Annotated in this window: 9 protein-coding genes and 1 tRNA gene; 3 read left to right on the top strand and 7 right to left on the bottom strand. The window is 58.3% G+C overall.

Features of this window, described 5'->3' with window-relative positions; all coding sequences use genetic code 11:
- Positions 1-21 precede the first annotated feature (21 nt).
- The 3 genes from WNE31_RS16580 to WNE31_RS16570 all read right to left on the bottom strand — a co-directional run bounded on the left by WNE31_RS16580 (position 22) and on the right by WNE31_RS16570 (position 4330).
- On the bottom strand, positions 22-1908 hold the full coding sequence (locus WNE31_RS16580; protein WP_349981069.1) for an acyl-CoA synthetase: 1887 nt from the start codon (positions 1906-1908) through the stop codon (positions 22-24).
- Between the two features lie 193 nt (positions 1909-2101).
- The gene (locus WNE31_RS16575) at positions 2102-3901 is read right to left on the bottom strand and encodes an ABC transporter transmembrane domain-containing protein (protein WP_349981068.1); all 1800 of its coding nucleotides are present in this window, start codon (positions 3899-3901) and stop codon (positions 2102-2104) included.
- 355 nt (positions 3902-4256) lie between these two features.
- Positions 4257-4330: transfer RNA gene (locus tag WNE31_RS16570), tRNA-Gly, on the bottom strand.
- A gap of 484 nt (positions 4331-4814) precedes the next feature.
- Between WNE31_RS16570 and WNE31_RS16565 the strand changes: the two genes are divergently transcribed.
- On the top strand, positions 4815-6554 hold the full coding sequence (locus WNE31_RS16565; RefSeq protein WP_349981067.1) for a sugar phosphorylase: 1740 nt from the start codon (positions 4815-4817) through the stop codon (positions 6552-6554).
- A gap of 16 nt (positions 6555-6570) precedes the next feature.
- Here the strand turns inward: WNE31_RS16565 and WNE31_RS16560 are convergent, their stop codons facing one another.
- From WNE31_RS16560 to WNE31_RS16545, 4 genes are all read right to left on the bottom strand, one after another.
- A complete protein-coding gene (locus WNE31_RS16560) occupies positions 6571-7791 on the bottom strand; it encodes a glycosyltransferase family protein (protein WP_349981066.1) in 1221 nt (406 codons plus the stop codon).
- Entirely contained in the window at positions 7784-8581 is a 798-nt protein-coding gene (locus tag WNE31_RS16555; RefSeq protein WP_349981065.1) for an HAD-IIB family hydrolase, read from the bottom strand. The genes WNE31_RS16560 and WNE31_RS16555 overlap by 8 nt, the downstream gene beginning before the upstream one ends.
- A gap of 1025 nt (positions 8582-9606) precedes the next feature.
- Positions 9607-10497, bottom strand: a complete 891-nt coding sequence (locus tag WNE31_RS16550; RefSeq protein WP_349981064.1) for a hypothetical protein — start codon at positions 10495-10497, stop codon at positions 9607-9609.
- A complete protein-coding gene (locus WNE31_RS16545) occupies positions 10490-10864 on the bottom strand; it encodes a winged helix-turn-helix transcriptional regulator (protein WP_349981063.1) in 375 nt (124 codons plus the stop codon). Before WNE31_RS16545 ends, WNE31_RS16550 begins: the two co-directional genes overlap by 8 nt.
- Positions 10865-10995: 131 nt before the next feature.
- Here WNE31_RS16545 and WNE31_RS16540 point away from each other — a divergent pair, with 131 nt between their 5' ends.
- On the top strand, positions 10996-11604 hold the full coding sequence (locus WNE31_RS16540) for an NAD(P)H-dependent oxidoreductase (protein ID WP_349981062.1): 609 nt from the start codon (positions 10996-10998) through the stop codon (positions 11602-11604).
- The gene (locus WNE31_RS16535; RefSeq protein ID WP_349981061.1) at positions 11591-12310 is read left to right on the top strand and encodes a glutathione S-transferase family protein; all 720 of its coding nucleotides are present in this window, start codon (positions 11591-11593) and stop codon (positions 12308-12310) included. The genes WNE31_RS16540 and WNE31_RS16535 overlap by 14 nt, the downstream gene beginning before the upstream one ends.
- Positions 12311-12407 lie beyond the last annotated feature (97 nt).

Raw genomic sequence — 12407 nt, 5'->3', positions numbered from 1 at the left:
TCACAAAACTGTTGCCTGCGTTCAGGCCCCCGGCTGTGCGCGTTCCCACGGGCGGGTGAAATCGCCCAGCACCGCGCCGATATCGGCATCATTGGCGCCACCCGACACTTCGGCGATCAGACCGCGTTTCTTGTCGTCCAGAACGCTGACCACGCTGGCGTCCACGCCAGCCTTGTCCAGCGCCTTGTTATAGATGCGGGTGATCGCGGCCTTGCGCAGGTCGGGTTTGAAAATCTTGCCAACTGCAGTTTTCGGCAGTTCGGGCATGACCTCGACATGTTTGGGCAGGGCTGCACGTTCGTGGATATGCACCTTGGCGTGCTTTTCCAGTTCCTCAATGGTGACGGTCGCGCCTTCGACCAGTTCGACATAGACGCAAGGCACCTCGCCTGCATAGGCGTCGGGCTGTCCGATGGCTCCGGCAAAGGCCACGTCCTGATGCGCCAGCATGGCTTCTTCAATCTCGGCAGGGTCGATGTTGTGACCTCCCCGGATGATCAGATCCTTGGCCCGGCCGGTAATCCAGAGATACCCGTCCTCGTCGATACGACCCAGATCGCCAGTGCGCAGATAATCGGTGTGGTGATAGAGATCGGCGTTCTTGTCGTCCTCGGTATAAGTGTTGCCCGAGAACACGCCGGGGTTCGCCACGCAGATTTCGCCCACCTCGTCGGTGGCGCATTCCACGGGGCCTTCATCGGTTTCCTTGTAGATACGCACATCCGTATAGGGCAGCGGCAAGCCGACAGAGCCGACCTTTTTGGCGCCGGTGGGCGGGTTACAGGACACAAGGCAGGTGGCCTCGGTCAGACCATAGCCTTCGACGATGTCCACGCCACAGGTGCTCTCGAACCGTTTGAACAGTTCCATCGGCATCGGCGCCGAGCCCGAAAAGGCGGTTTTCACTGTGGAAATATCCGCATCCACCGGGCGCTGCATCAGGGCTGCGACGGCGGTTGGCACGGTGATAATGAACGAAATTTTCCAGCGTTCGATCAGTTTCCAGAAATTATCGAACACGCCGTCGCCACGATAGCCCTGCGGCGTCGGGAACACGACCTGCGCGCCCGAAGCAATCGAGGCTTGCATGATGACATGCACGGCAAAGACGTGGAACAGCGGCAACGGGCACATGATGTTGTCGGTTTCGTCGAACAACAGCGTGCCGCCGAGCCAGCCATTATAGATCATGCCCGAATATTTGTGCTGGGCCACCTTGGGCATGCCGGTTGTGCCGCCGGTGTGGAAATAGGCTCCGACGCGATCGACCTTGGTATCCTCAAAGTCCAGCGTCGTGTTCTGCTTCGCCACTTCCTTGTTGAAGTTCTTGTAATCGGCGTGCGGCTTGCCCTCGTTCTTGGGGCGGATCAGCGGCACGATCCAGGATTTCGGCGGGGTCAGATACCGGTTCAGGTCGATTTCAAGGATGGTGTGCACATGCGGGGCATGGCGCACGGCCTCGGCAACTTTCTGGGCCACATCGGTTTTCGGGAACGCCTTGAGCGTCACCACGACCTTGGCATCGGTTTCCCGCAGGATCGCGCCGATCTGTTCTGGTTCCAGCAGCGGGTTGATCGGGTTCACGATGCCCGCAACCATACCGCCCAGCAGGGTGATGAGGGTTTCGGTACAGTTTGGCAGCACATAGGCGACGGTGTCGGTTTCACCCACCCCCAGATCGCGAAACAGGTTCGCGGCTTGCGTGACCTTGCTGTGCAGTTCAGACCAGGTCAGGGTTTCGGCCTTGTCCGTGGCCCCCGACATCAACTGGTAGCTGGACGCAGGACGGTTCGGAAACCGGTCCTTGGTACTTGTCAGGAACTCGTAAATCGTCGTGGGCAGCTCGCGCTGTTCCCAAGGCATTTCCTGTTCGATTTTTTTCAGGTCTTCGACCGACGCAAACGTCATGTTCCTTCTCCTCCCGTTTCCCTGCTCCCTCGGCAGGTGTCTTGCCGTCCAGATGTGCTCTAAGACACCAAGTCACATGGGAATGAAAACAGGGGACGCAAGGTAAAGCAATCGCGAAACGTAGCGTTATATTGCACAAGTGTTCAAAACCGGGGTCCGGACCCCGGAAAAACGGTCCTGAAACGGCGCGGGATCAGCCCAGATCGGCCCCGTCCGTGAATTGCAGCTTGGCCAGTTTGGCATATAGCCCGCCCTCGGCGACCAGCGCATCATGGGTGCCCTGCGCAACGATCCGGCCCTGTTCCATGACCAAAATCCGGTCGGCCTTTTTCACGGTGGCCAGACGGTGCGCGACAATAATGGTCGTGCGTTCTCGCGACATTTCCTCGACCGCCTGCTGCACCAGACGTTCGCTTTCAGCATCCAGTGCCGAGGTGGCCTCGTCCAAGAGCAGAACCGGCGCATCCCGCAAAATTGCGCGCGCAATGGCGATCCGCTGTTTCTGCCCACCCGACAGCATCACACCACGCTCTCCGACAAACGAGTCATAGCCCTCGGGCAAAGCACTGATAAAGTCATGTGCGGCAGCGGCCTCAGCGGCGGCTTCGACCTCGGCATCGGTGGCATCGAGGCGCCCGAAACGGATGTTTTCCCGCGCGGTGTCGGCAAAGATCACGGGATCCTGCGGCACCAGCGCAAGATGCGCCCGGAAATCGCTGCGGTTCATTGCGTCAAGCGCCACGCCGTCCAGACGCACCGCGCCCTGATCGGGGTCATAAAAGCGCTGGATCAACTGGACAATCGTGGTCTTGCCCGCACCCGACGGCCCGACCAGCGCCACTGTTTCCCCGGGCTGGATGGTCACGCTCACGTCATCCAGCGCCTGAATGCCCGGGCGTGCGGGATAGGCGAACGAGACATTTTCAAAGGCGATTTCACCGCGCACCGGTGTCGGCAGCGTCACAGGCTGGACCGGATCCTGTACGCTGTCCTCGGCCCGCAGCAATTCGACCAGCCGTTCGGTTGCCCCTGCTGCACGCTGCAACTCTCCCCAGATTTCCGACAGCGCCCCGACAGACCCCGCCACCATCACCGAATAGATCACGAACTGGACCAATGCGCCGACGCTCATGCCCCCGGCGCGCACATCCCGCGCGCCGATCCAAAGTACCCCAACCACGCCCGAAAAGATCAGGAAAATCACGATCATGGTCATGACAGAGCGCGTGTTGATGCGCCGGTTCGCGGCGTTCAGCGACAGGTTGGTGATGTCCGCAAAGCTTTTGCGGGCGCGCGTTTCGTTGGTGAAGGCCTGCACTGTCTGCACCGACAACAGCGCCTCGGACGCATTGCCCGAGCTTTCCGCAATCCAGTCCTGGTTCTCGCGGCTGAGCTTGCGCAGACGCCGCCCCAGCACAAGGATCGGCACGATCACCGCAGGCACGATCAGCAACACCATGCCCGTTAACTTGGCCGAAGTGAACAACATCAATGTCAACCCGCCAATGAACAACAGGATATTGCGCAGGGCGATTGACACCGAGGACCCGATCACCGACTGGATCACGGTGGTGTCAGTGGTGATGCGGCTCAGAACTTCGCCGGTCAGGATCTTTTCGAAATAGGCCGGGCTCATCGCCATGACGCGGTCGAAGACCGCTTTGCGGATGTCGGCCACGACGTATTCCCCTAACCGCGTGACCAGCAGATACCGTAGCGCGGTTCCCACCGCCAGAAGCGAGGCAAACCCCATCGCGGCGAGGAAATACTTATCAAGAAGGGCGTCGCTTTCAGTGCCGAAATTATCAACCACACGGCGCACCGCCATCGGCAGAAGAAGCGAAACACAAGCGGTCAGCGTGAGCGCACAAAGCGCCAGCATTGCCAAGACACGGTAGGGCGCAACAAAGGGCGCCAGTTCGCGCAGCGCGCCAACATGTTTCGACTTTTCCCGATCCTGCTCGTTCGGCTGCGCGGTGGGTTTTCTCGCCATGAAGATCCTCTTGGGTCGCGGTTTCAGCCTTAGTGACGCCGCCCGCAGGCAGGGTCAAGACATAGCCACACCAAACGCACAATCGCGGCGCAGGGTGCGTCTTGGGGAACATGGCAACATGCCACGCCAGAACACGCGGAAAGGCCAGCTTTCAAAATATGTTAGGGAACGTTTCTCACGCAAAACCCGAAGTCGTGTGGAGATCGAAATTCTTAAAGCGCGTAGCGGGAATCGAACCCGCACCTTAAGCCCAGCAGACTGAGATCCAAATGGACAAAATCAAATTTAAAAAACAACTACTTAAACCATCAAGGATGGCTGTTTCTCAGGAAATTCGTGGGAAGGCGTTTTTCCTTGGAGCGGGTAGCGGGAATCGAACCCGCACCTTAAGCTTGGAAGGCTCTTATGATACCATTTCACCATACCCGCCAAGGAATGCCGCTTACTAAATCAGCAAAAAAACAACGTCAACACCGTAGGTGAAAAAAGGGCGTGACCTCGACGGGGGCAGGTCACAAAAAGTCCAAGAAGGACCCAAAGGGGGCTTCCACCTCCGGTCGAACAAGCCAGATTGGGCATTATCCAGACGCTCATTCAAGCTGCGCACCGACAGGTCCACGTAGATGTAGGCAAATATCCAAATTGCATGGCATCGAAAATCCCATGGCACCGTCGCAAGTCTTTCGGAGCCAAAATTGAACCAAAGAGCATCCAGCAGAGCGCGTTGCAGCTTACATGAACAGTAGTTGCTCAAATAGGCCTGAAACCACAAACGCGTGAAATCTGTGCAGAGAAACAGTGATATGGATCGCTATGTTCTCCGATTGCAGACTTTGATGGAAGGTCTAAAGCCCTTCTCGTATACTGCTTCTCAAGCATAAAGAACCGCTTTGGCCTTCTCGAATCCAACCTCATGTCCAATCTTTTCAATACACGCCTGACCGAATTGATCCGCCAAGTTTATCCCGATCTCGAAGTCGATATTCTGGCGTCGCAGGTGATTGATGCCTTCTGGCCCGAGGGCAGCCACCGCCGCAAGCGGTCGCGCGTGCCGAGCAACCGGCTGTGGTCGGAACATGACGCGGTTCTTATCACCTATGGCGACACGATCCGCGACGGCAAGCACAAGCCCTTGGACGTTCTGGACGACTTCCTGACGCGTAACATTGCAGGGGTGGTCAATGGCGTGCATATCCTGCCGTTCTTCCCGTTCAGCTCGGACGATGGCTTTGCGGTTATGGATTACCGGGCCGTCAATCCGCAGTTAGGCGACTGGCAGGATATCAACCGCATCGCCCAAAGGTTTCACCTGATGTCCGACCTGGTGCTGAACCATGTCTCGTCTCAAGGCCAGTGGTTCAATGATTACCGACAGGGCAAGGCGCCTTACGATCGGTTCTTCTTCGAGGCCAGCCCTGAAGACGACCTTTCGCAGGTCGTGCGGCCGCGCACCACGCCGCTTTTGCAAGAAGTCGAGACCCGCGACGGTCCGCGCCATGTCTGGTGCACATTCAGCCACGATCAAGTGGACCTCGATTTCTCGAACCCCGAGGTGCTGCTGGAAATCCTGCGGATTATCCGGCTGCACATTGACAGCGGCGTGCGCATCCTGCGGCTGGATGCTGTGGCCTTTTTGTGGAAGGAACCCGGGACAAACTGCATTCACCTGCCACAGACCCATGCCATCGTGCAATTGCTGCGGTTGCTTTGCGATTACGCCACAGAAACCGTCGTCCTGCTGACAGAAACGAACGTACCGCGCAGCGAGAACCTGAGCTATTTCGGCAATCGTAACGAGGCGCATGCGATCTATAACTTCCCGCTGCCGCCGCTGATCTTGCATGCGATGCAATCGGGGCGGGCGACTTTTCTGCACCGTTGGCAGTCGGCCATGCCGCCGGCACAGATGGGTTGTGCGTATCTCAATTTTACTGCCAGCCATGATGGGATAGGGCTGCGCCCTGCCGAAGGGGTTCTGCCGCCAGAGGAAAAGGCGCGGATGATAGAGACGGTGCAGGCTGCGGGCGGGCTGGTGTCGATGCGGGCGTTGCCCGATGGCCGGGAGGAACCTTACGAACTGAACTGTTCGCTTTTCGATGCCATGGGGCAGACCTTCGAGGGTGAGGATAGTTTCCACCTGCAGCGTTTCCTGTGTTCGCAAACCATCGTGATGTCGCTGGAAGGCATTCCAGCCTTCTACATTCATTCCTTTCTTGCCACCCCGAACGATCATGAAGCTGTTGCGCGACGCGGCATGAACCGGGCTATCAACCGACATCGCTGGCACTATCCCGATCTTCTAGACCGGCTCGCAGATCCGGCTTCGGATCAAACACGCGTCATGCATGGGCTGTCCGAGCGGTTGCGCCTCAGGGCACGGCAGCCCGCCTTTCATCCCAACGCCACGCAATTCACGCTGGCAATGGAACCACGGCTGTTCGGCGTCTGGCGGCAGAGCCTGGACCGGCATCAGTCAATATTCGCCATACACAATGTCAGTCGCGATACGGTTCTCGTGAGCCCCTCGACGATCAACCTGATAGAAGGCGATCACTGGACCGACCTTCTGAGCGGAGAAGACATCCACCCCGTTGGACCCGAGATTCCGTTTGCACCCTATCAGTGTCGCTGGATTTCAAACCGGGGTCAGTAAGGCGGGACAGAGCGCGTCAACAAAATTCCTTGGCGTCATCAGCCGCGGCGCGACGCAGATCGAACAGAAAATCAGGATCTGCCGCGTGAACCCGGTTCCAGGTAGGAATGAACGGGCTCTCGTTGGGATTTTCCAGAAATACCTGCCCGGCCAGCATGATGTTCTCGGCAAACAATTCGACCGATTTCTCCTCGGTGTGACGGTCGATGGTCAGGCCGTTCATCTTGGCATCATTGTAATAGCTTTCGAGAAGATCAAGCGCGATGCGGTAATAGGTGGCCTTCAGCGTGCGGAACAGATTAGGGGTGAAAACCGTGCCATCGGCCGCCAGCTTGCGGAAGACCGCCTTGCAGATGTCGGTGGACATTCGACTGAGGCCCTTCGAGGCATCTTCGGGCGATAGCGCCTGGTGCTTGTGGTCGTAGGCGTCGGACAGCTCCACCTGGCAGACAGATTGCGGGGCAAGGTTGCGCCAGGCCTCGGACAGGACGCCGATCTCCAGCCCCCAATCTGATGGAATCCGCAGGTCCGGTAGGATCGGCGTGCGCAGGGCAAACTCGCCTGATAAAGGATAGCGAAAGCTACGCAGGTAATCGAGATAGTCGCGGTCACCCACCACCCGTTTCAGTGCGATCAGAAGGGGGCTGACCAGAAGCCGGGTGACGCGGCCGTTCAGCTTGCTGTTGTCTATCCGGGGGTAAAACCCCTTTGCCATCTGGTAGGGAAAGGTTGGGTTTGCCAGCGGATAGACCAGCCGCGCCAGCATTTCTCGGTCGTAAGTCACGATATCACAATCATGAAGCGCCATCACCGCACTGTCGGCGCAGGCAATGAGATATCCGATACAGCTCCAGACGTTCTTGCCCTTGCCGGGTTCTTGCGGAGCAAGGCCGATCGCATCCAACCGGGCGCCAAGGGCCTTCATCCTAGGACTGTCGTTCCAAATGACGATGTGCTCTTGCGGGAGGCGGGCGAAATACTGCTGGGCATGGCGGAATTCGGCTTCGTCGGCCTGGTCGAGACCGATGATGATGCGGTGCAGATAAGGCACCTGGCAAAGCTCATCGACGATATGAACCAGCGCATCGCCTTCCAGTTCGGAATAAAGCGAAGGCAGGATCAGGCTGATCCTGCGCTTTTCGGCAAAGGCCTGTAGTTCATATGTCAGGTCATCCAGGGACCGCACTCGCAGGTTATGCAGAGTCGTGATGTTTCCGTTCTGGTGAAAATCAGCCATTTGTCTTTCCGTATTCGGTGGGGGCGTATTGGTCCAGAAACGCCGTGACAGCCCTGGCCCAACCAGCGGGCCCTGCAAGGCAGGTGCGGGTGATGTGCCCGCTCGCCTCGCCGGGCAGCGGCGGCAGGTCGGGAGTGACATCATTGGCGACGATAACGCCATGATCGGCCTTTTCCAGCATCTCAATGTCGTTGGGGGCATCGCCCAGGGCCAAGACAAGCCGTGGCCGGAAACGCTTGATCAGCACTTCCATTTGATCGGCCTTAGTCGCACCTAATGACACTGTCAGGAACCTCCCGCCGTGGCGTAAAGAAAGCCCGGCCAGCTTGGCCGAGCGTTCGAAGGCCGATAAGCCCTCGGGCTGGCCCGTCCAGAGGCCCGGCTCTGAGAAGGCGCGCTGTTTCGCACGTCTGGCCGCTGCAAGGGAAAGCCCGGTAACCTTGGCGACCTCATGTTCGGTCATGTCGCCAAAGCCGACAAAACCTTTCGGCAAACCGCGCAAACGAGCCCTGATATCAGCGTAGAGAGTGCGTTGCACGGGACCGCCCGCCAGATCGGATTCCAGAAGGCCGCCGCCGTTTTCCACGATTGCCGGCCAGTCGGCAAAACCGAGATCGGCGCGAATCGAGGCGACTTCGGCTTGGGTCTTGGAGGAGGCCAGGATCAGACCGACCCGGTCTTTCCTGATACGGGCGAGAGCCTCCTCTGCCGGGGTCCAAGAATAGGTGTGATGATCCAAAAGGGTGCCGTCGAGATCGCTAAAAACCAGAATGTCGGGAAACCGCTTCATGCCACGATGCTAAAGCAACCGATCCACAGACACGAGGGGTAGAGATGCGAAAACCCAACTTCGACAGACAGCTTTGCATCAATGCCTTGAAGATAGGCGCTTGGATGTACGCAGCCGCGATACTGTGAATAAACTAACAGGAACATCACCTAGCCGAACGGTGACGCCGCCACCTCACTTTCGACAAAGGTGTGATCAATGAAACGCTACCGTAGAAAAACTCGATTCGATTCGAACTTGGGTTCTTGTTCATTCCAATGCGAAAACCAAAACGGGCCTTGACGTTCGAATGCGCGCGGCAGCTATTTTCGCGCACGCGTCGAAAGCCCTGTCTTACGAACCGCAACGCCGCGGAAATCGTTTAAAGTGACGGGAAGCTGTGGGTCGAAAACGCGCCTCAGCGTCCTTTTTTAAACCTGTCCGTTCAAGCCCGAGAACTTTAAAAAGAGTTTCCCGTCAGCCGCTGAGAAGAAAACTTCATTCGCACCCATTTGGGCATAAACTATTTTCCAAGTCTTCTGCCGTGAGAAGCATCAGCTCCTGTAGCCAAATCCTTCGTTCTCGAACGCCTGTGCAACGTGAAACGCCAAATTTGGGGCTTTTCTCAGGATTTTCCTTTTTCATTTATTGTCTTTTATGGTCTCGGGTGAAGTGCGTTTCACGTTGGAACGGAAACACACTTCAGGAGTCGCGGTAGTAAGGTTCAGGCCTGTCCTCCGTCCCGAGCGCCGCATGAGTTGGGCCAAACGAACAGCTTGCCCCAAGTCCCCTGTAGAAAAGATCAAAAAATGGTCGCACACGTGACCTGTGATGCGAAAGTGCTTGATGGCACATCGCTTTTCCAACTCCTTGAAAACACGGGAACACTCGACTCACCGAAACCAGTTTCTTGGGCTAAAGGCAAAGTCTTGACCCAAATTCTGGATCGCCCAAAGAGTTTATTGTCGCGCTGATCTCCCCGGGTTGAGCGCTGAATGGGCCAAGCGCCGTTTGCACTTGGAGAGACAGACCTCTCACAAGATGTATCAGGAGGTCAGGACGCCCGCCCCGACAAGCTGTTGCCGCAAAAACCCGACATTCACCGCCAGCCCCGGCAAAAGCCATTGGAACAGGCGCACCACGGACAGCACCTCGTTCGGGGATGCGTCTCGCCTTGCGGCCGCGGTCAACAGATCCGGCGACAACCCGGTCGGGTTGGGCAGATCACGGGCCAGCGCCACCGCCGCATCATGAACGCGCGTCACCGCCGGTTCATAGGCGCGTGACTGAATGGCAGGTTTCAACCCCTGCCAGCCCAATAAGAAGTAACTCGGCCAGCGGGCGAAGGCGCGGTAATCCGTGTTTACAAAGGGCAGACCCAGCGTGTCTCGCAAATCCGCAAACAACGCCGCCAGATCGGGCGAGGCATGATGCGCTTCCATCAAGGTTGGCTTGGTCCTATCGCCTTGCGCGGGGAGGACGGGGTCAATGCCCCCCTGCCCGTCCCAGTCATGTCCCTCCAACAACAGCCGCGCCAACGTCGCCATCAGCACATAAGCCATGTTGCCAGCGGAAAAGACCTCGTTACAGGCGCGGATCTCGGCAATCTCCTCTGCGCCATAGCCCTGCCCCCGCAAGGCCTCCAACACCGACAGCGGCCCCAGCGCGTTCGCTTCCCGCTCGGCCACGGCACGCAGTTCCTCACAAGCCGCCGCAAAGGCTTTGGTCCCGACAATAGGTTCCAACCCGCTCCAAAGTGTCTCGTAGAAGGTGGGATACTGCGCAAAGGCCATCGCCACGACGCCCATCCACGGCACGCCCAGCCCCCGTTTTGTCCGCTCATAGACCGCCGCCAGTTCCCCCAGCGCGGCATGTTCCGGCACCGGATGGATTGCGGGGATCGGGTCGGGCTTCAGGCGTGACAGAACCTCAACCATCGTTGTGAATCTCTTGCGGAAGGCTTTCGCTCCACTTGCGCAGTTCGTCCAGAAACCCCAGCGCCGTGCGGCCAAACGCGGTGATCTCGTATTGCACCGACACTGGCGCCGTATCCATCACCTCGCGCCGCACCAACCCTTGGGTTTCGAGCTGGCGCAACCGTTCCGTGATCATCTTCTTGCTGGCCCCGCCCACCATGCGCGCCAGATCGTTGAACCTGACCGGCCCGTCCTTGAGGTGCCACAGGATCGACCCCGTCCATTTACCGCCAATGATCCGCATGCCCTTTTCGATGGCACAGGGCTCCAGACAGGCATCATGAACCTGTCGCCGCCCCTTGGCGTCTTCCTCGACCCTTGCGTGCATGGGAGGCCTCCGTTGCAAATACATTAGGTTACAAAAAGTATACTGGTTGATTTTGGTTCCCAGAGATTTCAAATGCACCTTAAACAGGCCGCGAGTCAAGCCGGTCTCGTTCGAAACCAAAGGAACCAATGATGAGCAACATCCTGATTCTCAACGGGGCACAGCCCTATGAATTCGCCCCCGGCGCATTGAACGCCGCATTTGTCGGCCGGGCGCGCCGCTTTTTCGAAACACAGGGGCATGACGTGCGTGTGACCACCGTGGCCGAGGGCTATGACGCCAATGCCGAGGTGGAAAACCACGTTTGGGCCGATGTTGTGGTCATGCAATTCCCTGTCAACTGGATGGGCGTGCCGTGGTCGTTAAAGAAATACATGGACGATGTGTACACCGCCGGAATGGACGGCCGCCTTTGCGCCGGCGATGGCCGCACCGCCGAGGCTCCCACTGCCAACTACGGCATGGGTGGTACGCTCACCGGCACGAAGTACATGCTGTCGGTCACCTTCAACGCCCCGAAACAAGCGTTCGACGACCCGTCCGAGCCGTTCTTCGCGGGGGACAATGTCGATGACCTTTTGCGTCCCGTCCACTTGAACGCTCGGTTCTTCGACATGACCGCCCTGCCCACATTCGCCGCCTTTGACGTGATGAAAAACCCGCAGATCGAGGCTGATTTCGCCCGTTTTGACGCGCATCTGACCCAGTATTTCGGAGACCAAGCCCATGTCGCAGCCTGATATCCACCTTTACACCGCCGCCACGATGAACGGCTACAAGCCGGTCATCTTTCTCGAAGAAGCCGGCGTCCCCTATGATCTGACCGCCATCGATTTTGCCAAGTCCGAGCAAAAAGCGCCGGACTATGTCCAGAACATCAATCCCAACGGCAAGATCCCCTCGATCTATGACCGTGCCGAGGGTCGCGCGATCTTCGAATCCGGCGCGATCCTCTGGCATCTGGCCGAAAAATACGGGGCTTTCCTGTCTGACGATCCGGTGATCCGCTCGGAAACCCTGCAATGGATGTTCTTTCAGGTCGGCCACGTCGGCCCCATGATGGGACAGGCCATGTATTTCCAGCGCATCGCCGCCCCCAATGGCGAGGACAATCCCTTTGCCATCAAACGCTATGTCGACGAAAGCCGCCGCCTGATGGAAGTGCTGAACACCCGCCTCGACGGGCGCGACTATATCGTCGGAGAGTATTCCATCGCTGACATGATGATCTACCCCTGGGCGCGCGCCTTCCCTTGGGCCAATGTCGATGTCTCGGACCTGCCGCACCTCAAGGCATGGTTTGACCGGATCGATACCCGCCCCGCCGTGCAAAAGGCGCTGACCATCCCCGTCGCCCGCCCGCAATTCTGGGACGATCAAGCCGACGCCGCCGCCTTCCTCGCCGAAAACGCTGCGCGCTTTGCCTCCGATGTGAAAAAGGACTGACCCCACGGTCAGCCCCTTCACCTTTTACACCTGCCTGTACCGCGGCGTGGAAAAACCCGCCCGTGTCTATCCCAAGGAGCGTTGGCCCCGCCCGCAA

It is taken from the genome of Shimia fortis (assembly GCF_040225985.1).
Taxonomy (GTDB): Bacteria; Pseudomonadota; Alphaproteobacteria; order Rhodobacterales; family Rhodobacteraceae; genus Shimia.
The sequence above is the reverse complement of the archived record's forward strand: the minus strand, read 5'-3'. Positions and strand labels throughout refer to the sequence as shown.

Bases quoted from the DNA above. Each gene is read 5' to 3' on its own strand.
- WNE31_RS16575 (WP_349981068.1), bottom strand. From the start codon at position 3,901: ATGGCGAGAAAACCCACCGCGCAGCCGAACGAGCAGGATCGGGAAAAG.
- WNE31_RS16545 (WP_349981063.1), bottom strand. From the start codon at position 10,864: ATGCACGCAAGGGTCGAGGAAGACGCCAAGGGGCGGCGACAGGTTCAT.
- WNE31_RS16565 (WP_349981067.1), top strand. From the start codon at position 4,815: ATGTCCAATCTTTTCAATACACGCCTGACCGAATTGATCCGCCAAGTT.
- WNE31_RS16540 (WP_349981062.1), top strand. From the start codon at position 10,996: ATGAGCAACATCCTGATTCTCAACGGGGCACAGCCCTATGAATTCGCC.
- WNE31_RS16555 (WP_349981065.1), bottom strand. From the start codon at position 8,581: ATGAAGCGGTTTCCCGACATTCTGGTTTTTAGCGATCTCGACGGCACC.
- WNE31_RS16560 (WP_349981066.1), bottom strand. From the start codon at position 7,791: ATGGCTGATTTTCACCAGAACGGAAACATCACGACTCTGCATAACCTG.
- WNE31_RS16580 (WP_349981069.1), bottom strand. From the start codon at position 1,908: ATGACGTTTGCGTCGGTCGAAGACCTGAAAAAAATCGAACAGGAAATG.
- WNE31_RS16550 (WP_349981064.1), bottom strand. From the start codon at position 10,497: ATGGTTGAGGTTCTGTCACGCCTGAAGCCCGACCCGATCCCCGCAATC.
- WNE31_RS16535 (WP_349981061.1), top strand. From the start codon at position 11,591: ATGTCGCAGCCTGATATCCACCTTTACACCGCCGCCACGATGAACGGC.